We start from the raw sequence: 20,206 nt of genomic DNA, 5'->3' as shown, positions 1-20,206 counted from the left end.
CGCCGCGCTGAGCGAGGGAGCATCCATTCCCGCTAACGTCATCGGAGCTTGCCTCATGAAACGCTATCTGGACTGCAGCGCCAGCGATCTGGCCGATATCGGCAAAGCCGACCTGCTCTACGCCATCCGCGCCAGCGAAGGGCGCATTTTGGTCAGCGAAACCATCGCGGTCACTCAGCCGCTGCTCAATAACGTCACCAATGCCGAGCTGGCGGCCAGCCAGGGCGCCGACCTGCTGCTGCTGAACCTGTTCGACGTCGACCAGCCGCACATCGCGGGCCTGCCTGCCGACGTGCCGCCGCAGGAGGCGTTGCGCACGCTGCAGCGCCTGACCGGGCGGGTTATCGGCGTGAACCTGGAGGCCGTCGATCCGGCCTTCGCCAGCGAACATAACGATTTCTGGCAGATGACGGCGGGGCGTGCCGCCACCGCCGAGAATGCCCGCAAGCTGTATCAGCTCGGCGCGCGCATGCTGGTGCTGACCGGCAACCCGAACAACGGCGTCAGCAATCAGGCGATCGCCGCCGCGCTGAAAGCGATTCGCGATGAAGTGGGCGACGAGATGGTGCTGGTGACCGGCAAGATGCACGGGGCCGGTATCGTGCGCGAAAGCGGCAGCCAGCTGATCGGTGAGCAGGATATCGCGCTGTTCGTGGAGAACGGTGCGGACATCGTGCTGTTGCCGGCGCCGGGCACCATTCCCGGCATGTCGCAGGAGAAAGTGGCGGCGCTGATCGCCTTTGCTCAGCGGCAGGGCGCGCTGGCGATGACGGCGATCGGCACCTCGCAAGAGGGCGCCGACGTGCAGACCGTGCGGCAGATTGCGCTGATGAGCAAAATGGCCGGGGCGGACCTGCACCATATCGGCGATACCGGCTATCTGGGGCTGGCGCTGCCGGAAAACATCTTCGCTTACAGCGTGGCGATTCGCGGCGTGCGCCACACCTACAGCCGCATGGCGCGCTCGGTGAACCGCTAAGCCTGGGGCTTTTGCGCCGTCACGATGCTGAAATAGCCGAGCGACGGCAGCACCTGAGCAGGCCCGAAGCCGACGTCGTGCAGCAGGTCGCCGATTTCCCTGCCGGAGTATTGGCGGCCCTGCGTCCATCCCATCATCATCAGGCTGTACCCCGCGGCGGCAGGCGGCCCGTCGCCGTCATCGTTGTACAGCACTTCGTGGATCACGATCCTCCCCCCGGGCGGGAGGGCCGCATAGCTCTTTTGCGCCAGGAAGCGGTTCTTGTCCATCGGCCAGTCGTGGAAAATATTGGAGTACAGGTGCAGATCCGCCGCCGGGTAGGGATCGCGCCACATATCGCCGCTGTGGGTGCCGATGCGCTGGCTGAGACCGTAATGGCGCGCGTAGTCGGCGGCGAGCGGGCACACCTCCGGCAGATCGAACACGGTGCAGGTCAACGTCGGCCAGTGGGCCGCCAGGCTGATGGCATGGGCGCCGGAGGCGCCGCCGATATCCAGCGCCGCGCGGCAGGCACCGAGGGGCAACAGCGCCGGCCAAACGCTGGCTGAGCCCATGCTCAGGCTGTGCATGGCGTGGGTAAACCGCCGCATTCTGTCGGCGTCGAGCGTATGGGTTTCAAACAGCTCCTGCTCGCCGTACACCTGCGAGGTATTTTTTCTGATGGCGCTTTCCAGGTTTTTCAGCGAGAAAATTTCGCTATTTTCAACCATCAAATCCCAGAAGTAGCCGAAATAATGCGGGTTGTTTTTTAACAAAAAGGTTTCCGCTTCCGGCGTGAGAGAGAATGTTTCACCGTCTCTGTCTATCAATTTCAATGCCAATAACGCCATGACCAACGTTTCCGCCGGGCGTCTTTCCACATTGGCCTGAGCGCATATATCGGTCAGGTTGCGGGGGTGCAAAGCAATAAATTCAAAGATGCCCAGGCGATGCGCGATAAGTACCGCCGGATAGAGATATAAATTCATCGTGATATCGAGAATGGTTTTGTCGTCGCATTGCGGCGGCCGGACGGAATAGTTCATGTGAATCCCCTCCCACTAGGCATGGCGCGTCTTAACAGGCTATGTCACGCCTGTGATTTTAGCAAAGGGCGGGAGCACGATTGACCGCAGGCCAACACTTCCGTTGCAAATAATTCCTGGGTGAGATTATTTTTAATATGAATTGAGCGCGGCCAATATCGAGCATGAAAAAATGATACCGGGCGGGGGTCATTACCCTATCGTGCGTTTTTATTTTATTGGGGGTTAACTTAATCACAGTTATTAACGCGTTAGGGTTGTGCTAATCTAGGCCGCCGTTATACCGTAGCGGTGTTCGCATTCTTTTTGTGAATAATTAAAACTTAACTATTTCATTATTAAAACGAGTTAACAATGAAAAAAAGCATTCTGACCGGCATGATTGCCGCGACTCTGGGCCTGTTCAACACCGCTAACGCTGAAGGGATGGATCCTGCCGCATTGAAAAACGTTTATGACATCACGCGCAATACCGCCGGGCTGATGTCTTACTGCGTCGATAAAGGCTTCCTGAAAGCCGACAGCATCGACAACGCCAAGAAAATGGTGGCCTACGTGGCGGCTATTCCCGGCGGCGTCGACACCCGCGACGGCGACAAGCGCGAAGCGATGGGCCGTGAAGGCAATGTGCTGAACGACGACGGCAAAGTGGTTGCGTTGGAAAAAGAAGCGCCGCAGGGGCTGCAGACATGGTGCCAGCAGGCTGACGAAGGGATCCGCCAGGGTCTGACGTCTATCGGTCAATAAGTCTTCTTCACGCGCCCTTATAGGGCCGATGGGATCCGTCACCGCACCGGCGGATCCGCTTCCAGGATCGCATTCACGCCTCGTTTTACCTCCCGAGTACCCGCATCCGGTTTGATCCCGCTGATTGTTTCGCCATGCTCATCGCTATATTATTTGCTATACAACGATAATCAACCGGTCACTGCCATGTTTAACTTTCTCCCGCGCCTGCTGTTGGCGCTTGTTTTGTTTTCCACCGCCGCCCAGGCGGATCGCCAGGTCACCGATCAACTCAACCGCCAGGTGACGTTGCCCGATCGCATCACCCGCGCGGTGGTGCTGCAACACCAGACGCTGAACCTGTTGGTGCAGCTTGATGCGATGCCGCAGGTGGTCGGCGTGCTCAGCAGTTGGAAAAAGCAGCTGGGGCCAAACTACCTGCGGCTGGCGCCGACGTTGGCAACCCTGCCAATGCCGGGCGATCTGACTTCGGTGAACATCGAGAGCCTGCTCGGCCTGCATCCGCAGGTGGTATTCGTGGCCAACTACGCGCCGCCGGAGATGATTGCGCAGATCGAACGGGCGGGCATTCCGGTGGTGGCGGTCTCGCTGCGCCGCGAGGCAGCCGATCAGGCGGGCAAAATGAACCCCCAGCTGAGCGATGAAGATCGGGCCTATACGCTGGGGCTGCAGGACGGCATTCGCCTGATCGGCGAAGTGATGTCGCGTCAGCCTCAGGCCGAAGCCCTGATTAAGGACGTCATTCAGCAGCGCGCGCTGGTCGCCGAACGGCTGCGCGATCTGCCGGAAGATCGGCGGGTGCGGGTGTATATGGCCAATCCCGATCTCACCACCTACGGCGCCGGCAAGTATACCGGGTTGATGATGCGGCACGCCGGGGCGCTCAACGTGGCGGCGAAGGAAATTCAGGGGTTTAAACAGGTTTCTATCGAGGATGTCCTGAAGTGGGATCCGGCGGTGATTTTCGTGCAGGAGCGCTACCCGGACGTGGTGAAACAGATCCTGACGTCACCGCAGTGGCAGCCGATCGACGCGGTGAAGAATAAGCGGGTCTACCTGATGCCGGAGTACGCCAAGGCCTGGGGATATCCGATGCCGGAGGCGATGGCGCTGGGTGAGTTGTGGATGGCGAAAAAACTTTACCCGCAGCGCTTTGCCGATATCAATCTGCAGCAGCGGGTCGACGCTTACTATCAACGTTATTACCGCGCCACCTGCTGCCAGAGCGGGCAATGAGGCTGGGCTGGCTGGCGTTGTTGACGCTGTGCTGCGCGCTGTTTTCGCTCGGCGTTGGTCGCTTTCAGGTGCCGATGACGCACAGCCTGATGATTTTGCTGGAGCCGTTCACCGGGCAACATTATGCAGGCATCGATGCTATCCAACGCCAGGTGATCCTGGGTGTGCGCGTGCCGCGAGTGCTGTTGGCGATGGGCGCCGGCGCGGCGCTGGCCCTGTGTGGCGCGGCTTTGCAAGGCGTCTTTCGCAACCCGCTGGTCGATCCGCATATTATCGGCGTGTCTTCCGGCGCGGCGTTTGGCGGCACGCTGGCTATCCTGCTCAGCCTGCCGTTGGCGGTGCTGCTGCTGTCGGCTTTTGTTTTCGGTATGGCGGCGCTGCTGCTGATTTTCACTCTCACCAGCGCCATTGCGCGGCGCAATATTCTCTCTTTGGTACTGGCGGGGGTGATCCTCAGCGGCTTTTTCTCCGCCTGCGTCAGCCTGATGCAATATCTGGCGGATACCGAAGAGAAACTGCCGAGCATCGTGTTTTGGCTGCTCGGCAGCTTTGCCACCGCCGATCGGCAAAAGCTGCTGATGCTGTTTGTGCCTTTGCTGTTGGCCGGCGGCTTGCTGTTGGCGCTGCGCTGGCGCATCAATCTGCTGTCGTTGGGCGATGAGGATGCCGGTGCATTAGGCATCAACGTTGAACGCACCCGCTGGCTGATTTTGACGCTGTGCGCCGCCATCGTGGCCGCCCAGGTGGCGGTCAGCGGGAGCATCGGCTGGGTCGGCTTGGTGATCCCGCACGTGGCGAGGCGGCTGGTGGGACCGGATCACCGGCGCCTGCTGCCGGCTTCGCTTTGCCTGGGGGCCCTGTACATGCTGTTGATTGACGATTTGGCGCGCACGCTGAGCAGCAGCGAAATCCCGCTGGGCATTCTGACCGCGCTGATTGGCGCGCCGCTGTTTGCGCTGCTGCTGCGCCGCGCGCAAGTGAGAGGCTGGCATGACTGACACCTTATTGGCCGCCAGCGGCGTGAGTTTCGCCTGGCCGGGCGGGGCACCGCTGTTCCAGCATCTGGACGTTCAGCTGCGGCGCGGCGAAGTGCTGGCGGTATTGGGCCCGAATGGGCGTGGCAAGAGCACGCTGCTGCAGCTGTTGTTAGGCAGCCTGACGCCGCAATCCGGCGAGATTGAGCGCCACGGTGAGATGGGCTTTGTCCCGCAGCACTTTGCGCCGCCGTTCGCCTATCGGGTGCTGGATATCGTATTGATGGGGCGGGCGCGTCATGTCGGCCTGTTCCGTTCACCGTCAGCCGAGGACCATCGGCTGGCGAGAGAAGCGTTGCAGTCGTTGGATTTGCAGCACCTGGCAGAGCGTGAGTTTGGCAGCCTATCCGGCGGCCAACGTCAATTAGTGATGATCGCCCGCGCGTTGGCGATGCGCTGCGAGGTGTTGATTCTGGATGAACCGACTTCGGCGCTGGATCTGCATTACCAGGATCGGGTGTTGAGCCTGATGGCCCGCCTGGCGCGGGAGCAGCGGTTGGCGGTGGTGTTCTCCACGCATCAGCCCAACCATGCTCACGCGGTGGCCGATCGGGCTTTGCTGCTGGGCAGAGAAGGGCGCAGCCGGCTCGGGGCCTGCCGCGAGGTGTTAACGGCGCAATCCTTGTCACCCCTGTTCGAGCTGGCGATCGAACGGGTGCCGCTGACGGTGGCGGGCCGCCGCTACGCGACGCTGGTGCCGCTGTATCGCAGCCAACTGGAGCGACATGATGAGTGATATCCTGCTGTTTGCCGCCGGCAGCCTGCGGCTGGCGTTTGCGCCGCTGCTGTCGGCTTTTCAGCGGCACGCCGGGCAAAAAGTCACGGCGGAATTCGGCCCGGCGGGTTTGTTGCGCCAACGGATAGAGAATGGTGAGCGGCCACAGCTGTTCGCTTCGGCCAACCTGGCGCACCCGCAAAGGCTGGCGGATCTCGGTATCGCGGGGGCGGTGCAGATTTTTGCGCGCAATCGGCTCTGCGTGACGGTTCGCAACGTGCCGGCATTAACCGAATGTCCGCTGCCGGAGGTGCTGTTCGATCCGCACTGGCGCCTTGCCACCTCGACACCGGGGGCAGATCCTTCCGGCGATTATGCGCAGCGGCTTTTCGAACGCTGTGAGCAATACTGGCCGGGGCAAGGGGAAGCGTTGCGCCGCCGGGCGTTACCGTTAGTCGGCGGGATAGATTCTGCACCGGTGCCGGCGGGCCGGCTGGCGGCGGAATATCTGATAGCTGGCGGATTGGCGGATATTTTTCTCGGCTACGCCAGCTATGCTCCGGCTTTAGCCGCCTACCCGACGTTGGCGGTGCGGCCGTTGGCGCCGCCGCTGGACATTGAGGCGGATTACGGTTTATGCCTGTTGGATGACGGCGCACAGCGGTTGGCCGCATTTATCTTGAGCGAACAAGGGCAGGAAATCCTGAGCCGACACGGGTTTATGCGGCGCGCGGAATGACTCGCCGGGCCAGGCGGCCCGGGGAATCTTACCAGAATAGCGGGGTGGTGTTTTCAGCCAGAAACGCCAGCAGGGTTTCGTTGACCGCCGCCGGATTTTCCTTGTTGCTGATATGCCCGGCGTTGGGGATCAGCACATGTTGACAGCCGAGAAGATCGGCCATGCGCTGGCCTTCCGCCGGCGGGCGCGGTTTATCCTGCGCGCCGGTGATGACGATGCTGGCGGCGGTGATGTTTTTCAGCAGCGGCAGCTTGTCGGGGCGACCGAAGATCATCCGGCCCAGCGGGACGATGCTCTCGCGCAGGCGATCGGCGGGCAGGCTCTGCAGATGGGCCAGCAATGGCTGCGACAACGCATCGGGTACTTCGTCGGAATAAAACTGCGCGGCGATGTATTCCAGCAGCGGCGAAGTGATGGCGCCGGCCTGTTCAACGGCGTCCAGCATGCCCATATAGCGCTGCCGCGCCTCCGGCGTTTCGTCGCCCAGATAGCTGTCCATCAGCGCCAGCACCTTGACCCGCTCCGGCGCCAGCGCCGCCAGTTCGGCGCCCCACATGCCGCCGACGGACAGGCCGACGATGCCGAACTCTTCAATATCCAAATGATCCATCAGCGCCAAATGATCGGCGGCGATATCCGACAGGCTGTTTCGCCCGGCCGGCAGCGCCGGTGAGTCGCCGTGGCCCCAGAGATCCGGCACGATCAGGCGGTAGCGTTTCGCCAGCGCTTCGAACTGCGGTGCCCACATGTTCAGATCGAACAGATAGCTGTGGCCCAGCAGCAACGGAAAGCCTGAGCCCACGTCGAGATAATGCAGGGATTTGCCCATCGTTGGCATCTTATCGGTTCCTTATATAAAGAGAGTCCGGCTGCTTATATCACACTCATATTCAACCTGCGGTATTAATTTACCTTAAATTACTTAGGTAAACCCTTATTTTTAATTTCTCTTGATAACAAGACGTCAATGAAAGGTGACGCTAAGGATAATATTCTGGTGACGATAAGAGCCTTGGTTTATGCTGGCGCTCCTTTCAAGATGGAATAGGTAAACAGGGAGTCACGATGAAAAGACTTTTCAGACTATTAATTATTTTGCTTGTCATTTTGCTGCTGGCGGCGGTGCTGTGGTGGTTCTTCGGGCGTGGTAATCCGAATGCGCTGTGGCAAATCGTCAGCCAACAGTGCGTGCCCAATCAGCAGCAGAACAACGATCCGGCACCCTGCTTAAAGGTTGATTTAACCGAGGGTTATGTGCTGTTTAAGGACAGCAAAGGCCCTTATCACGATCTGGTGATGCCAACCGAAAAGATCAGCGGCATCGAGAGCCCGGCATTGCAGACGGAGCACGCGCCGCCTTATTTCGCCCAGGCCTGGAATAACCGGGAACATATATCCGGCGAGCTGGGTAAACCGTTAAAAGATGCGTGGCTTTCTCTGGCGGTCAATTCGAAATATGGCCGCTCTCAGAATCAGCTGCATATTCACGTTGCCTGCCTGAGACAGGATGTCTATAACGCGCTGGGGCAGCAGGCGGAACAATTAGATCAACAGTGGCGCCCGCTGGCGGTGAAATTGGTCGGCCACCAATATCTGGCCAGAAAATTGACGAGCACCGATTTAACCCAGGAAGATCCTTTCCGGTTACTGCAGAACTATGTGCTCGAGCAGGGCGACAGCATCGGCAATTATGGCCTGGCGCTGGCGGTCAGCCCACTGGGCGAGATGCTGCTGTTGGCGAACCGTTTGAAGTTGACCGACCTGAACCTGGGCTCAGCCGGCGAAATTCAGGACTACCAATGCGCGGTGGCGGGGAACTGAAGGTGATGACAACCCGCCGGCTGCTGCGTTAGCCGGCGGCTGTAGTGCGTTCAAAGCTTCTTCAGCAGTTCCAGCAGCTGCGCTTCGCTTTTCTCCGCCAGCCCGTCGATGGCCAGCTTGATGATGTCGGAGCGGGTAATACGCACGATGCCGCTGCGCGCCGCCTGTACGATCACCTCATCGATGGCTTCAATGTGGTTGTCCGTCAGGCTGACGGAGATCGCCTTGTAGGTGCGCTTGCGGCCGGCCGGTTTAGCTTCCGGCGCGGGCGCCGCGACCGGCAGCGTGTGCGAGGTGGCGCTGTTGATGAATTCGTCTTCCGACATGCGGTGGGTCGGGGTGCGTTTCTTCACAGGATCACCTCTTTCACCAGGCATTCAATTTCGCTCTGCGCCTTTTCGTTGTTCGCCTCATGCACGGTGATGGCCTCGCCCCAGGCGTCGCGGTAAATCTTGCGATCGCACAGGCGGTGGCTCACCAGGGTGAACTCCGGGTATTCGCTCAGCACCTGCGCCGCTTCGTTGGCTTCATTGATGAAGATGTTGGTCGGGCACATGTTCAGCACGATGTAGCCTTTGACCTTCTCGTTGTATTCCTGCGCGGTGGAGAACATCTCCGACAGATAGCCGACGGTGTCGAGATCCATCTGCGAAGGGCGCAGCGGCGAGAGGAACAGATCGGCGGCCAGCAGCCCGGAGCGCAGCTCGGCGCTGTCGCGGCCGGCGGTGTCGACGATCACGTAGTCGTAATGACGATCCAGCTCCAGTAGCGTTTCCTTGATTTTGCCCGACGCGGCCACCACCGGAATGTGCGGCAGCCCTTCGACGTTCTGGCGGTCGTTGTACCAGGTCATGATCGATTTCTGGTCGTCGGCATCGACGATGATCGCCGTCTTGCCTTGCTTAAGAATCAGATACCCGGCGATATTCACCGCTTTCGTCGATTTGCCGACGCCGCCTTTTTGCGAGCCAATCAGGACAATCATGCTGCCATCTCTCAAGTTATTAAGCTGATAACTTATTAAGTTAATGCGCTTATTAGGTTGATAATCAAACAGGTTAACAAGAACAACTCGCGAACAATATGCACCAACTGCGGCGGCTTGCCAAGCCAGTATGTTGTTAACTGCGCAGCTTATTTTGCGGTGAATCGGCAGGATGGGTAAGTAGGAATTCTCTGGGAAGTGGCGATGCGGAGGCGGGTTTTGTTAATTTAACAGCTTAATAAGTTAGTGACCCATTAAGCTGTTGTCGACATTATTTCTTCATCATCGCCTTCAGGTTGGCGAACGGGTTGTGGGTGGCGACGCCGACATCTTTCTGCGCGTCTTCACCGGCCACCACCGTCGAACCGTATTGATCGGCCTCGGTGTATTTCGAGTGCTCGTGGTCGTGGCAATACAGGCACAGCATTTCCCAGTTGCTGCCGTCTTCGGGGTTGTTGCTGTGATCGTGATCGATGTGGTGCACCGTCAGTTCGCGCAGGTTGGAATAAACGAACTCGCGCGAGCAGCGCCCGCATACCCAGGGGAACAGTTTCAGCGCTTTTTCGCGGTAGCCGGTTTCCAGCTTCGCATAGTTTTTGGGGATATAGGCCATGGTGGTCGTCCGTCGTGAATCACTATGCGGCAAATAATACCACACTGCGTGCGGTTACAACGTGCGGCTCATCACCGTGACGGCTTCGCCGGCGATCTGGCGTTGCTCCAGCGAGCGCCAGCCGAGTTTCTGATACAGCGCCTGCTGGTCGGGCGTGTACAAATAGAGTTCGTCTATGCCCTGGGCCTGGCCACGTTCGACGCAGCGTGCAATCAGGCGACGGGCAATGCCTTGGCCGCGGTGCTGCGGGTGAGTGAAGACTTCGCTCAGCCAGTATTGGCGCTCCGGTTTATCCGCCAGTTCATACAACGTCAGGCTGGCGGTACCGAGAATCTGTTGCTGCGGCGACAGCGCCAACAGCACGACGCCCCGCTGCCCGGGCGCGCAGCGTTCGGCCAGACGCTGGCTGATGGTGTCACGGCTGCTCCATTGCGCAAAGGCGCCCCATTCCTGATGCAGTAACTCGGCCAGTTCGTCAATACGCCGGCGATGTGCCGGCAGAGGTTCGATACGCATGGTGCGACCATTTCGTTGCCCGGAAGATAAGCCACTATAGCCGGCGAGAGCGGTTAATGAAACGTCTCCACCGCCCAGTCGATAAACGCCCGCAGCTTGCCGCTGAGGTGGCGGTTGGACGGGTAGACCACGTACATCTGCTCCGGCGGCGGCTGCCAGTCGTGCAGCAGGCTGACCAGCTCACCGCTGTCGAGGTGCGGCTGCGCCATAAAGCGATAGGTCTGGATGATGCCCAACCCGGCCAGGCTCGCCGCCAGCAGCGCGTTGCCTTCGTTGATGCTGACCGGATAGCGTTGCTGGATGGCGATCTCTTTGCTGCGCTCGACATAGCGTTGCGGATGGATGCGGTCGTTGACCGGATGGCGATAGTGCACCATCGGGAAACCCTGCTCCAGATCGCACGGGTGGCGCGGCGTGCCGTGGCGCGCCAGGTAGGCCGGGGTGGCGCAGCTCACCCAGTCCAGATCGAACAGGCGGCGGGCGATCAGGCTGGAATCGGCCAGCGGGCCGCTGCGGATCACGCAGTCGGTGCTGTCGCTAATGAGATCGATAACGCGGTCGCCGACGCTCAGATCGATCTGTATCTGCGGGTAGTGCGCCAGAAAATCGGGCAGGGCGGGCAACAGCAGCCGGCGCGCGGTGCCGCCGCCGGTGTCGATACGCAGCACGCCTTGCGGAGAGCTTTGCGATTCGGTCAGGCAGCCTTCCATCTGCTCCAAATCCGCTAGCCATTTCACCGTATTCTGGTAATAGCATTCGCCTTCGCGGGTGACCGACACGCTGCGGGTGGTGCGCTGAAACAGCTTGGTCTGCAGGTGATCTTCCAGGCCCTGAATCAGCTTGGTCACCGTGGCTTTCGGCATGCCCAGCGAATCGGCGGCGCGGGTAAAGCCGCCGGTTTCCACCACGCGGTTAAACACCCGGATGGCGAGTAGATGATGGTCCATAGGCTCTCAGCGCAACGCCCCGGCGGCGGCCGGGGCGCGTTTCTGCGGATAAATAAGGATTAACACTGTTTAGCGCCTATCACGCCGGAGCGCAAGCTGAGGCCGAACACCAACGCGGCGGAGAGGATCAGTGCGCCGCCGAACAGCATGGCGCTGCTGACGCCCTGCCAGTCCACCACCTCGCCGCCCAGCAGTGCGCCGGAGGCCAGCGCGATCTGCACCACGCATACCAGCAGCGCCTGGCCGGCTTCCGGCGCCTGCGGCACCGCGGCGAACATCCAGTTGGTGGCGCATACCGGCACCGCGCCGAAGGCCAGTCCCCAGATCATCACCATCAGCGTGGCGCCGCCAAGGCCGCTGAGCAGCGGCGAGACGATGAGGATGGCTGCCAGCATGGCGGCGATCAGGATGAAGGTGGCGCGCAGGCTGTATTCCCCCAGACGCTCGCCGAGGAAGGTGCCCAGCAGGCCGATGGCGCCATAGGCCAACAGCTGCAGCGAGATTGCCGACGGGCTGAGGACGAACACCTGTTGCAGCAGGGGCCGCAGATAGGTGTAGGCGGCGAAGTGGCCGATGAACAACAGCACGATGGCGATCAGGCCGATGCGCGCCATCGGCAGGCGCAGCGGCAGCACCAGATCGCGCGGCGTGACCGGCCGGGAAGGCGGCACCGAGGTCAGCAAACGCAGCTGCGCCAGCAGTACGCCGACCGCCAATGCCGCACCGCCGAAGAAGGCGGCGCGCCAGCCGAACAGATCGCCGATCAGCGCCCCCGCCGGCACGCCGCACACTGCGCCGACCGAGATGCCGCTGAGGATCAGCGCGGTGGCGCGGCCCTGGCTGGCTTCCGGCACCAGATGGCGGCCGTAGTTGGCGGCGAACGACCAGAAGCCGCCGACGCAGATGCCCAGCAGCACGCGGCCCAGCAGCATCATCGGGAAGTTGACGGCCAGCGCCGCCACCAGGTTGGAGACGATCAGCAGCAGCGACAGCCCCAGCATCAGTAAACGCCGGTCCAGGCGGCCGGAAATCAGGCTTAATGCGGGGGCGGCCACCGCCGCCACGATGCCGGGCATGGTGACCATCAGCCCGGCGGTGCCGGTGCTGACGCCGAGCGAAGGGGCGATGTTGGTCAGCAGGCCGATTGGCAGAAACTCGGTGGTGACCATGACAAAACAGGCGACCGTCAGCGAGAAGATCGCCGGCCACGGGGATGATGCAGGTTTATCTTTATTATTCAGCATAATGCCGCTCGTCTTGGGTGAATGCGCAGGCCGCGCTCGGGGCGCGGTGTGACCGAAGTCACAATCTACGGCAGGCCGAAGCCGCGGATAAATCCGTTTGCGGTGGTTACACTGTTTCTGAGGGGAAACAATCGCCGGCGGCGAGTGAAAACGCGGCTTGCGCCGCGCTGAGGGGAAAGGAATAAAACGGCATAAGGTTATGACCGAATGCCGCGTGGCGTTTACAGCCCCGGCGCTTTCCACAGCGAAGTGGTCAGGCCGTTATCCACCAGCGTCAGCTGATCGGCGTAAACCTGCCGCCAGGTTTCTTTCTGTTCCTGATACAGCGCGTGATGGGCCATGTCCGGCTGATGCTCGCGCTCCCAGCGCACCAGGCGCTCGCCGGTTTCGGCCAGCGACTCGTACAGCCCGGCGCCGACGCCGGCGGCGATCGCACAGCCCAGCGCGGTGGCCTCTTTCACCACCGGCACCCGCACCGTCAAACCGGTGACGTCGCTGAGGATCTGGCTCCACAGCTTGCCCTTGGCCCCGCCGCCGGCGAACACCAGCGAGCGCGCCTGCACGCCGGAGAAGGCGGCGATCTGCTCCAGGTTGCAGGCGGAGACGATGGCGGCGTTCTCCTCCAGCGCGCGGAACAGCGTCTGTTTGTTGCAGCGCTCCGGGTCGATCGACATGTTGATGAACGACGGCGCCGCGTGGTACCAGGTTTTGAAATGCATGGCGTCGGAAAAGATCGGCATCACGCCGTAGGCGCCCGGCGGCACCCTGGCCGCCATCTCTTCCAGCAGGCTGTAGGCATCGACTCCCAGCCGCTCCGCCAGCAATTTTTCCTCCGCGCAGAAGGCGTCGCGGAACCAGCGCATGGTCAGGCCGGTAAAGAAGCTGATGGATTCCGCCTGCGCCATGCCGGGAATGACGTGGGGGTTGATGCGGATGTTCATCTCCGGATCGATGGCCGGCTCCGGCAGATTGACGATCTGCTGCCAGAAGGTGCCGCCGAGCACCGCCGTCTGCCCGGCGCGCACGATGCCGAGCCCCAGGCTGCCGAGCTGCACGTCGCCGCCGCCCATCACCACCGGGGTGCCGCGCAGCAGCCCGCTCTCCTGTGCCGCCTGTTCGGTGACGCGCCCCAGCACGCTGCCGGTCTCTTTCACCGGCGACAGAATATCGGCGCGCAGCCCGGCCATGTCGAGCAGCGCCGGGCGCCAGTCGCGGCTGGTCAGATCCAGCATGCCGGTGGTGCCGGCGTTGGAAGGATCGACCGCCAGCTCGCCGCTGAGCATATTGGCCAGCCAGTCGCTGATCATGGTCAGCGTCGCCGCCTGGCGGTAGATGTCCGGCCGATGGTGCGCCAGCCACAGCAGGCGCGGCATGGCGCTCAGCGCCAGCGTCTGGCCGGAGTATTGATACACTTCGCGTTCGAAGCCGTGGTTGTGCAGCTCTTTCAGCTCGCTCACTTCGCGGCTGGCGCGCGCATCGACGTTGGCGCAGGCCCAGATCGGCACGCCGTTGCGGTCGTACAGCACAATGCCTTCACGCATCGAGCAGCAGGCCACCGCGCGTATCGCCTGCGCCGTCAGCCCGGCGCGCTGCAAGGCCTGGCGAATGCACTGGCAGGCCAACTGCCAGTTGCGGCTGAGGTCGAACTCCATCGAGCCGGGCACGCCCGGCACCGCCAGATGTTGCCACTCCGCCTGGCCATGCGCGATCTGGTTGCCCGCCACATCGAAGATCACCGCGCGAATGCTGCCCGTTCCTGCGTCCAGCGCCATCAAGTAGTTGTCCATAGCCTATGCTCTCAGGGGGAGGAGTGTTAACTATAGATGCCGCCGCCTTACCCCGCCGGGGGAGGAGTGGGCGTCGCCGCTGCGATTTGTGAGCCAGGCGGCAAAATTGCCGTTGCGGCGGGCAATCGACGGGAATAAACCTATGGTTGGAAAGAGTCATTTTGCGGTACGCCGTTTAAACAAGGAGTTGCCATGCACGTCACATTGGTTGAGATCAACGTTAAACAAGACAAAATCGACGAATTTATCGATGTTTTCCGCGCCAATCATCGGGGGGCAATCGAAGAGCCGGGCAACCTGCGCTTCGACGTGCTGCAGGACGAACAGATTCCGACGCGGTTTTACATCTACGAAGCCTATCGCGACGAGCAGGCGGTGGCGGCGCACAAGCAGACCCCGCACTACCTGCAGTGCGTGGAGAAGCTGGAAGCGCTGATGACCGGCCCGCGCAAGAAGACCACCTTTATCGGCCTGATGCCTGAATAATCGCCGGCGTTTGCCGGTGTCCATGCGCCCGGTTTGGTTGTAACCTGCAAGCTAAAGCGAATTTTCAATGGGATAAGCGGGGCGAGGATGATATTGCGCGATCGGCTGTTGGCGCTGTTGGTGGTGGTGATCTGGGGCGTGAATTTCGTCGTGATCAAGTTCGGTTTACAGGGCATGCCGCCGTTTCTGCTGGCCGGAATGCGTTTCTTGCTGGTGGCGTTGCCGGCGATCTTCTTTATCCCGCGCCCGACGATCCCGTGGAAATGGCTGCTGCTGTACGGCATGACCATGAGCTTCGCGCAGTTTGCGTTTCTGTTCGTCGCCATCAAGGTGGGGATGCCGGCGGGGCTGGCTTCGCTGGTGCTGCAGGCGCAGGTGTTCTTCACCCTGCTGTTGGGTGTCGTGCTGATGGGCGAAAAGCTGCGCGTCAACCATTTTGTCGGCATCGCTATCGCCAGCGGCGGCATGCTGGTGCTGGCGCAGGCCAGCCTGCATAAGCCGGGCAGCGGCGCGGTCCCCCTGGCGGGCCTGCTGCTGACGCTGGCGGCGGCGTTTTCCTGGGCGCTGGGCAACCTGACCAACAAGAAGATCCTGGCCGGTTTCCCGCAGCGTAATATTTTATCGCTGGTGGTGTGGAGCGCGCCGATCCCGGTCGTGCCGTTCCTGGCCTGCAGCTGGCTGTTCGACGGCCCGCAGGCGGTGCTGAGCAGCCTGAGCCATGTGCAGGTCGGCACCTGGCTGGCGGTCGCCTACCTGGCGTTCGCCGCCACGCTGTTCGGTTATTCGGTGTGGGGCAGCCTGCTGGGGCGCTATGAAACCTGGCGGGTTGCGCCGCTGACGCTGCTGGTGCCGCTGGTCGGGCTGTTCGCCGCCTGGCTGCTGCTGGATGAAGCGCTGTCGCCGGCGCAGTTCGGCGGCGCATTGCTGGTGCTGGCCGGCATGGCGGTCAACACCTTCGGGCTGCCGCGCCGCCGGGCGGCGATCGCGCGTTAAACCGAACAGGGCAATTCTGTTCAATACGTTGTCGGCGGCGGTCGGCATTCTGGCGCCTGTGAATACTTTCTCAGGTGCCCATCATGAATATCTACCTTTCCATGGCCGCGTTTGCGCTGGCGGCCTCCATCACCCCCGGCCCGGTCAACATCGTCGCCTTGAGCGCCGGGGCGCAATTCGGCTTTGGCGCGACCCAGCGTCACGTGTTCGGCGCCACGCTGGGGTTTACCCTGTTGCTGGTGCTGCTGGGATTGGGCATGCACCAGCTGCTGACCCTGTGGCCGGCGCTGACCCGTTTGATTCAGTGGGCCGGCGTGGCCTTCCTGCTGTTTATGGCCTACCGGCTGGCGTTTGACGACGGCAGATTGGGCAACGGCGCGGCGCGGGCGCCTTCCTGTTGGTACGGTGCGCTGATGCAATGGCTGAACCCCAAGGCGTGGCTGGCGTCGGTGGCCAGCCTCGGCGCCTTTGTCGGCGGCGGCGATATGCTGTTGCTGTGGCAGTTCGCCGGGCTCTACTTCGTGATTTGCTATGCCTCGGTGGCCTGCTGGGCCTATGTCGGCGCGATGCTGCGCGGCCTGCTCAGGCAGGCGCGCAACGTGCGGCGTTTCAACCGGGCGATGGCGCTGCTGTTGGCAGCCAGCGCCTGCTATCTGCTGGCGGACGGTTTTTGATACTGCCCCGGCGTGGCGGCCAGCAGCTGCTTGAAGGTGCGCTGGAAGTGCGCCTGATCGGCAAAGCCGCTTTCGCTGGCGGCCGCGGCGATCGGCAGGCCGCTCTTCAACAGCCGATGGCCGTGCTGCACGCGGCGGTTGACTAGATAGGCGTGCGGCGTCATGCCGTAGCGCTGGCGGAAGGCGCGGATCAGGTAAGAAGGGGACAGCGCGGCGGCGCGGCAAATGTCGTCCAGCGTCAGCGGCCGGGTGCAGTGCGCGTCGATAAACGCCGCCGCCGCTTCCAGTCGGGTATGCGCCGGTGTCTCCGGCTGGCGGACATCGCCCAGCCCGAGCTGCAGGGCGCTGAAATACTCCACCATGGCGATCTGTTTTTCCAGCGCGCAGCACAGCGGATCCGTCAGCAGCGCATAAAGCCGGTTCAGGCCGTGGAACAGCGCCGGATCGCGGCTGAGCGGCTGGCTGAACGGAACAAAACGGTCACCGTCGCCGCCGAGCAGCTCCTGCTGCAGCGCGCCGAGCCAGGCGAGATCGAGATAGAACATGATGTACGACCAGCGGCGATCGGCGATGGGGTTGCAGGCATGCGCCTGCTGCGGGTTGATGACAACCAGATCGCCGGCGCTGACCTGCATGCGCCGCTCGCCGTTGACATAGGTGCTGACGCCGCCGGTGATGGCGCCGATGGAAAAGAATTCGTGGCTGTGCAGGCTGTAGCACACCTGGCGGCCATCCGCGATGGCGCGGGCTTCGACGAACGGCAACTGCGGATCGCGCCAGAACTGCGGCGTTTTTTCACTCATACGCTTTCCTTTTCACTGCGGCGGCATCACAGTGTTATAGCCTGAAAGCGACGAGGGGGGGAATGGCGGATGATGATTTTTAACGTGTTCGGCCGTCTGCTGGGCGTGAAGCGCATCGGGGACGAATGGCGGCTGTTCCGCGTGACGCTGCCGGAGCGCAAATATGCCCCCAGCTACGATATCGTGCTGCCGGCCGACCTGCGCGAAGAGGAGATCGCCGGCTATCTAGGGGATATCTATCACGAGGCGGCGACGCCGCAGCGGCCGGACGTGTTTCGCGTCGAATAGCGCGGCGCGTTACTCTTCCGCGTTGCGCGCCATCATGCGCCGTTGATGTTCCTCGCCGGCGGCCTGGATCTCTTCCAGCACCGAGCCGACGTCGGCGCGTTTCAGGATTTCGCTGAACCGGCCGCTGAGGACGCTGTCCGGCGTCAGGTTGCCTTCCTGATACAGCGCCCAAATCTCTTTGGCATATTGGCTGTCGCGCAGCTCCGGCGCGAACTGGCCGTAATACTCGGCCAGATTGCCGATATCGCGCTCGAACATGCTTTTGGCGTGGTTGTTGGCGGCGGCGTCCACCACCTGCGGCAGATCGATGATCACCGGCCCGTCTTTATCCATCAGCACGTTGAATTCCGACAGGTCGCCGTGCACCAGCCCGGCGCACAGCATGCGCACCGCGTAGTTCATCATCAGGGCGTGATCGGCGCGCGCCTGTTCCGGCGTCAGGATGACATCGCTCAGGCGTGGCGCCACCAGGCCTTCTTCGTCGGTGATCAGCTCCATCAGCAGCACGCCGTCCAGGCAGATGTCCGGCTGCGGCACCCGCACCCCGGCCTTGGCCAGCAGATACAGCGCGTCCACTTCGGTGTTTTGCCAGGCTTCTTCCTGCTGCTGGCGGCCGAATTTGGAGCCTTTGCTCATGGCGCGCGCGTCGCGGCTGTTGCGCACCTTACGCCCTTCCTGATAGTGAACGGCCTGCTTGAAGTTGCGCTTCTCGGCCTCTTTGTACACTTTGGCGCAGCGGATCTCATCGCCGCAGCGCACGATAAACACGTCGGCTTCTTTGCCGCTTTTCAACCGGCGGATGACGTCGTCGATTAACCCGTCATCAACCAGCGGCTGGAGTCGTTTTGGAATTTTCATGCAGCCTTGTACCCTATTTAGGCTCCGGTGTGAATGGCTTGCGCAGTTGATAGCGTAAGTTAGACCCGAAAGGCAAACATTAGTTTTGCCGCCGCGTCATCATTACGCGGCGGCGGGCGCTCACAGGCTGGCGGCCGGCACCCAGACGCTGACGCTGCCGGCGTTGACCGGGAAATGGGCGCTGCCCTGGTCGTCGGTGGTGATCTCCTCCTGACGGTTGCCGAGGAAATCGCGCCAGGCGGTGTGCGCCAAATCGGCGCCCAGCGCGACGGTCTTGCCGCTCTCGCCGCCGTTGGTCAGCACCACTACGCAGCCGGGGGCCTCGGCTGTGCCGGCGCGGCGGAAGGCCACGCAGTGGCTGTCGTCGAAGTAGTCGGTTTGCGGGCCGTTGGCGAAACGCTGGCGGGCGGCGATCAGCTTCTCCAGCTCCGGGATCGCCGGCATGTCAATCTGGTACTCGCCGCCGTCGCGCCCCTTGTCGCGGTAGCTGGCGCCATACAGATCGGGGTAAAACACGCAGGGCACGCCCTGTTCGCGCAGCAGGATCAGCGCGTAGGCCAGCGGTTTGAACCAGGGTTCCACCGGCGCTTCCAGCGATTGCAACGGCTGGGTGTCGTGGTTGGCGACCAGCGTCACCGCGTGGGCCGGATCGGCGGCGGTCAGGGTATCGGTGAAGATCTGCGCCATGTCGAAGCCGTCGCCCTGTTTCGACGCCTGATGAAACTTCAGGTGCAGCGCCACGTCGAACAGCATCACCTTGCCGTCCACCAGCTCGATGTATTGTTGCAGCGCACTCAGATCGTGCGACCAGTATTCGGCGACGATAAACAGGTCGCGCTGTGCGCTGCCGCGTACGTGATCCGACCACTCTTTGAAGAACCAGGCGGGAATGTGCTTGGCGGCGTCCAGGCGGAAGCCGTCGCACGGCAGGCTTTCCAACAGCCAGCGCGCCCAGTATTTGAGCTCCTCCGTCACGGCGGTATTGCGGAACTCCACGTCGGCCCCCATCAGATAGTCGTAGTTGCCTTTTTCGTCGTCAACCTGATCGTTCCAGCCGTCGTCGCCATAGTCGTTGGCGATTTTGAACACCCCTTTGTCGTCCGGCTGCTCAACGTAATCGACGCCGCTGAAGCATGTGTAATCCCAGATAAACTCGGAATGCACGCCCTGGCGGCCGGGAAAGGTGAAGCGGGTGTAGGCCAGCGCGTCGAAGCCCTGGTCGTCGATGTCATTACGGTTGTTGGCGTCCACCTTGAACACGTGTACCTGTTCTTTCTCGTCCGCGCCGAGCTTGTGGTTGAACACTACGTCGTAGAGCACCCCGACGCCGTGTTCGCGCAGCGTAGTGGCGGCGTGTTCGAGCGCAGCCTTGTCGCCGTATTTGGTGGCCACGCTGCCTTTCTGGTCAAATTCGCCGAGATCGAACAGATCGTAAGTATCGTAGCCGACGGAGTAGCCGCCGGAAGCGCCCTTGTAGGCAGGCGGCAGCCACAGGTCGGTGATGCCTAGTTCGGCCAGGTGCGGGGCGCGCTCGGCGGCCTCCTGCCACAGTTTGCCGCCGTCGGGGTAATACCAGTGGAAGAATTGCAGCAGGGTGGTTTTTTTCGTCATGAGCCAGCGTCCCGATTAGCCAGAAGGAGAGGAGCAGTTAAAGCATGGGCTACTTTTGGCAAAAGGGACAAGTTTGGTATAGGCGGCCCGAGAAGGCCGCCCGAG

Annotated in this window: 23 protein-coding genes; 11 read left to right on the top strand and 12 right to left on the bottom strand. The window is 61.9% G+C overall.

The window, feature by feature from the left end; all coding sequences use genetic code 11:
• The first annotated feature begins 55 nt into the window (after nt 1–55).
• The gene (locus ACUXAC_RS12880) at nt 56–979 is read left to right on the top strand and encodes a DUF7916 family protein (protein ID WP_440489358.1); all 924 of its coding nucleotides are present in this window, start codon (nt 56–58) and stop codon (nt 977–979) included.
• On the opposite strand, the gene ACUXAC_RS12875 is transcribed toward ACUXAC_RS12880, so the two are convergent.
• Nucleotides 976–2,004, bottom strand: a complete 1,029-nt coding sequence (locus tag ACUXAC_RS12875; RefSeq protein ID WP_060421047.1) for a methyltransferase — start codon at nt 2,002–2,004, stop codon at nt 976–978. The genes ACUXAC_RS12880 and ACUXAC_RS12875 overlap by 4 nt on opposite strands.
• A 354-nt stretch (nt 2,005–2,358) precedes the next feature.
• Here ACUXAC_RS12875 and ACUXAC_RS12870 point away from each other — a divergent pair, with 354 nt between their 5' ends.
• The 5 genes from ACUXAC_RS12870 (at nt 2,359) to ACUXAC_RS12850 (ending at nt 6,475) form a co-directional block, all read left to right on the top strand.
• Nucleotides 2,359–2,751: a hypothetical protein gene (locus ACUXAC_RS12870; protein ID WP_060421050.1), complete on the top strand. Its 393-nt coding sequence runs from the start codon at nt 2,359–2,361 to the stop codon at nt 2,749–2,751.
• Between the two features lie 186 nt (nt 2,752–2,937).
• Nucleotides 2,938–3,987 carry an ABC transporter substrate-binding protein gene (locus ACUXAC_RS12865; protein ID WP_197783516.1) on the top strand — a complete coding sequence of 350 codons (1,050 nt, stop codon included), beginning with the start codon at nt 2,938–2,940 and terminating at the stop codon, nt 3,985–3,987.
• A complete protein-coding gene (locus ACUXAC_RS12860; RefSeq protein ID WP_454266688.1) occupies nt 3,984–4,985 on the top strand; it encodes a FecCD family ABC transporter permease in 1,002 nt (333 codons plus the stop codon). Before ACUXAC_RS12865 ends, ACUXAC_RS12860 begins: the two co-directional genes overlap by 4 nt.
• Entirely contained in the window at nt 4,978–5,757 is a 780-nt protein-coding gene (locus ACUXAC_RS12855) for an ABC transporter ATP-binding protein (RefSeq protein ID WP_454266687.1), read from the top strand. Before ACUXAC_RS12860 ends, ACUXAC_RS12855 begins: the two co-directional genes overlap by 8 nt.
• Nucleotides 5,750–6,475: a substrate-binding domain-containing protein gene (locus ACUXAC_RS12850; protein ID WP_454266713.1), complete on the top strand. Its 726-nt coding sequence runs from the start codon at nt 5,750–5,752 to the stop codon at nt 6,473–6,475. Before ACUXAC_RS12855 ends, ACUXAC_RS12850 begins: the two co-directional genes overlap by 8 nt.
• A 28-nt stretch (nt 6,476–6,503) precedes the next feature.
• On the opposite strand, the gene ACUXAC_RS12845 is transcribed toward ACUXAC_RS12850, so the two are convergent.
• Nucleotides 6,504–7,304: an alpha/beta fold hydrolase gene (locus ACUXAC_RS12845; protein ID WP_308343072.1), complete on the bottom strand. Its 801-nt coding sequence runs from the start codon at nt 7,302–7,304 to the stop codon at nt 6,504–6,506.
• 236 nt (nt 7,305–7,540) lie between these two features.
• Here ACUXAC_RS12845 and ACUXAC_RS12840 point away from each other — a divergent pair, with 236 nt between their 5' ends.
• Nucleotides 7,541–8,296 carry a CDP-diacylglycerol diphosphatase gene (locus tag ACUXAC_RS12840; protein ID WP_454266686.1) on the top strand — a complete coding sequence of 252 codons (756 nt, stop codon included), beginning with the start codon at nt 7,541–7,543 and terminating at the stop codon, nt 8,294–8,296.
• Nucleotides 8,297–8,346: 50 nt separating this feature from the next.
• Here the strand turns inward: ACUXAC_RS12840 and ACUXAC_RS12835 are convergent, their stop codons facing one another.
• The 7 genes from ACUXAC_RS12835 to lsrK all read right to left on the bottom strand — a co-directional run bounded on the left by ACUXAC_RS12835 (nt 8,347) and on the right by lsrK (nt 14,388).
• Entirely contained in the window at nt 8,347–8,649 is a 303-nt protein-coding gene (locus tag ACUXAC_RS12835; RefSeq protein ID WP_049201052.1) for a hypothetical protein, read from the bottom strand.
• Nucleotides 8,646–9,281 (bottom strand): AAA family ATPase, encoded by a 636-nt coding sequence (locus tag ACUXAC_RS12830; protein ID WP_038879975.1) that lies wholly within the window; start codon nt 9,279–9,281, stop codon nt 8,646–8,648. The genes ACUXAC_RS12835 and ACUXAC_RS12830 overlap by 4 nt, the downstream gene beginning before the upstream one ends.
• Before the next feature lie 271 nt (nt 9,282–9,552).
• Nucleotides 9,553–9,894 (bottom strand): HNH nuclease YajD, encoded by a 342-nt coding sequence (yajD, locus tag ACUXAC_RS12825; protein WP_016928619.1) that lies wholly within the window; start codon nt 9,892–9,894, stop codon nt 9,553–9,555.
• A 54-nt stretch (nt 9,895–9,948) separates the two neighbouring features.
• Entirely contained in the window at nt 9,949–10,410 is a 462-nt protein-coding gene (locus ACUXAC_RS12820; protein ID WP_089185664.1) for a GNAT family N-acetyltransferase, read from the bottom strand.
• Between the two features lie 53 nt (nt 10,411–10,463).
• The gene (locus ACUXAC_RS12815; RefSeq protein ID WP_454266685.1) at nt 10,464–11,357 is read right to left on the bottom strand and encodes a LysR family transcriptional regulator; all 894 of its coding nucleotides are present in this window, start codon (nt 11,355–11,357) and stop codon (nt 10,464–10,466) included.
• A gap of 59 nt (nt 11,358–11,416) precedes the next feature.
• Nucleotides 11,417–12,601: an MFS transporter gene (locus ACUXAC_RS12810; protein ID WP_454266684.1), complete on the bottom strand. Its 1,185-nt coding sequence runs from the start codon at nt 12,599–12,601 to the stop codon at nt 11,417–11,419.
• A 221-nt stretch (nt 12,602–12,822) separates the two neighbouring features.
• Nucleotides 12,823–14,388 (bottom strand): autoinducer-2 kinase, encoded by a 1,566-nt coding sequence (gene lsrK / locus ACUXAC_RS12805; RefSeq protein ID WP_084826616.1) that lies wholly within the window; start codon nt 14,386–14,388, stop codon nt 12,823–12,825.
• Between the two features lie 192 nt (nt 14,389–14,580).
• Between lsrK and lsrG the strand changes: the two genes are divergently transcribed.
• The 3 genes from lsrG to ACUXAC_RS12790 all read left to right on the top strand — a co-directional run bounded on the left by lsrG (nt 14,581) and on the right by ACUXAC_RS12790 (nt 16,541).
• A complete protein-coding gene (lsrG, locus tag ACUXAC_RS12800) occupies nt 14,581–14,874 on the top strand; it encodes a (4S)-4-hydroxy-5-phosphonooxypentane-2,3-dione isomerase (protein WP_043146917.1) in 294 nt (97 codons plus the stop codon).
• 87 nt (nt 14,875–14,961) lie between these two features.
• Nucleotides 14,962–15,867 carry an EamA family transporter gene (locus ACUXAC_RS12795; protein WP_084826615.1) on the top strand — a complete coding sequence of 302 codons (906 nt, stop codon included), beginning with the start codon at nt 14,962–14,964 and terminating at the stop codon, nt 15,865–15,867.
• Nucleotides 15,868–15,950: 83 nt separating this feature from the next.
• The gene (locus ACUXAC_RS12790; protein WP_421115208.1) at nt 15,951–16,541 is read left to right on the top strand and encodes a LysE family translocator; all 591 of its coding nucleotides are present in this window, start codon (nt 15,951–15,953) and stop codon (nt 16,539–16,541) included.
• On the opposite strand, the gene ACUXAC_RS12785 is transcribed toward ACUXAC_RS12790, so the two are convergent.
• The gene (locus ACUXAC_RS12785) at nt 16,517–17,344 is read right to left on the bottom strand and encodes a helix-turn-helix transcriptional regulator (protein ID WP_225527108.1); all 828 of its coding nucleotides are present in this window, start codon (nt 17,342–17,344) and stop codon (nt 16,517–16,519) included. The genes ACUXAC_RS12790 and ACUXAC_RS12785 overlap by 25 nt on opposite strands.
• A 69-nt stretch (nt 17,345–17,413) precedes the next feature.
• On the opposite strand from ACUXAC_RS12785, the gene ACUXAC_RS12780 reads away from it, so the two are divergent.
• Nucleotides 17,414–17,632, top strand: coding sequence for a DUF7661 family protein (locus tag ACUXAC_RS12780; protein WP_038879994.1), 219 nt, complete (start codon nt 17,414–17,416; stop codon nt 17,630–17,632).
• Nucleotides 17,633–17,641: 9 nt separating this feature from the next.
• On the opposite strand, the gene ACUXAC_RS12775 is transcribed toward ACUXAC_RS12780, so the two are convergent.
• Entirely contained in the window at nt 17,642–18,490 is an 849-nt protein-coding gene (locus tag ACUXAC_RS12775) for a PA4780 family RIO1-like protein kinase (RefSeq protein ID WP_060421079.1), read from the bottom strand.
• A 120-nt stretch (nt 18,491–18,610) separates the two neighbouring features.
• Entirely contained in the window at nt 18,611–20,101 is a 1,491-nt protein-coding gene (gene amyA / locus ACUXAC_RS12770) for an alpha-amylase (protein ID WP_421115207.1), read from the bottom strand.
• Nucleotides 20,102–20,206 lie beyond the last annotated feature (105 nt).

Source organism: Serratia sp. 121840015-1, assembly GCF_053627655.1.
The sequence above is the reverse complement of the archived record's forward strand: the minus strand, read 5'-3'. Positions and strand labels throughout refer to the sequence as shown.

Bases quoted from the DNA above. Each gene is read 5' to 3' on its own strand.
- ACUXAC_RS12880 (WP_440489358.1), top strand. From the start codon at position 56: ATGAAACGCTATCTGGACTGCAGCGCCAGCGATCTGGCCGATATCGGC.
- ACUXAC_RS12875 (WP_060421047.1), bottom strand. From the start codon at position 2,004: ATGAACTATTCCGTCCGGCCGCCGCAATGCGACGACAAAACCATTCTC.
- ACUXAC_RS12870 (WP_060421050.1), top strand. From the start codon at position 2,359: ATGAAAAAAAGCATTCTGACCGGCATGATTGCCGCGACTCTGGGCCTG.
- ACUXAC_RS12865 (WP_197783516.1), top strand. From the start codon at position 2,938: ATGTTTAACTTTCTCCCGCGCCTGCTGTTGGCGCTTGTTTTGTTTTCC.
- ACUXAC_RS12860 (WP_454266688.1), top strand. From the start codon at position 3,984: ATGAGGCTGGGCTGGCTGGCGTTGTTGACGCTGTGCTGCGCGCTGTTT.
- ACUXAC_RS12855 (WP_454266687.1), top strand. From the start codon at position 4,978: ATGACTGACACCTTATTGGCCGCCAGCGGCGTGAGTTTCGCCTGGCCG.
- ACUXAC_RS12850 (WP_454266713.1), top strand. From the start codon at position 5,750: ATGAGTGATATCCTGCTGTTTGCCGCCGGCAGCCTGCGGCTGGCGTTT.
- ACUXAC_RS12845 (WP_308343072.1), bottom strand. From the start codon at position 7,304: ATGGGCAAATCCCTGCATTATCTCGACGTGGGCTCAGGCTTTCCGTTG.
- ACUXAC_RS12840 (WP_454266686.1), top strand. From the start codon at position 7,541: ATGAAAAGACTTTTCAGACTATTAATTATTTTGCTTGTCATTTTGCTG.
- ACUXAC_RS12830 (WP_038879975.1), bottom strand. From the start codon at position 9,281: ATGATTGTCCTGATTGGCTCGCAAAAAGGCGGCGTCGGCAAATCGACG.
- yajD (WP_016928619.1), bottom strand. From the start codon at position 9,894: ATGGCCTATATCCCCAAAAACTATGCGAAGCTGGAAACCGGCTACCGC.
- ACUXAC_RS12820 (WP_089185664.1), bottom strand. From the start codon at position 10,410: ATGCGTATCGAACCTCTGCCGGCACATCGCCGGCGTATTGACGAACTG.
- ACUXAC_RS12815 (WP_454266685.1), bottom strand. From the start codon at position 11,357: ATGGACCATCATCTACTCGCCATCCGGGTGTTTAACCGCGTGGTGGAA.
- ACUXAC_RS12810 (WP_454266684.1), bottom strand. From the start codon at position 12,601: ATGCTGAATAATAAAGATAAACCTGCATCATCCCCGTGGCCGGCGATC.
- lsrK (WP_084826616.1), bottom strand. From the start codon at position 14,388: ATGGACAACTACTTGATGGCGCTGGACGCAGGAACGGGCAGCATTCGC.
- lsrG (WP_043146917.1), top strand. From the start codon at position 14,581: ATGCACGTCACATTGGTTGAGATCAACGTTAAACAAGACAAAATCGAC.
- ACUXAC_RS12795 (WP_084826615.1), top strand. From the start codon at position 14,962: ATGATATTGCGCGATCGGCTGTTGGCGCTGTTGGTGGTGGTGATCTGG.
- ACUXAC_RS12790 (WP_421115208.1), top strand. From the start codon at position 15,951: ATGAATATCTACCTTTCCATGGCCGCGTTTGCGCTGGCGGCCTCCATC.
- ACUXAC_RS12785 (WP_225527108.1), bottom strand. From the start codon at position 17,344: ATGAGTGAAAAAACGCCGCAGTTCTGGCGCGATCCGCAGTTGCCGTTC.
- ACUXAC_RS12780 (WP_038879994.1), top strand. From the start codon at position 17,414: ATGATGATTTTTAACGTGTTCGGCCGTCTGCTGGGCGTGAAGCGCATC.
- ACUXAC_RS12775 (WP_060421079.1), bottom strand. From the start codon at position 18,490: ATGAAAATTCCAAAACGACTCCAGCCGCTGGTTGATGACGGGTTAATC.
- amyA (WP_421115207.1), bottom strand. From the start codon at position 20,101: ATGACGAAAAAAACCACCCTGCTGCAATTCTTCCACTGGTATTACCCC.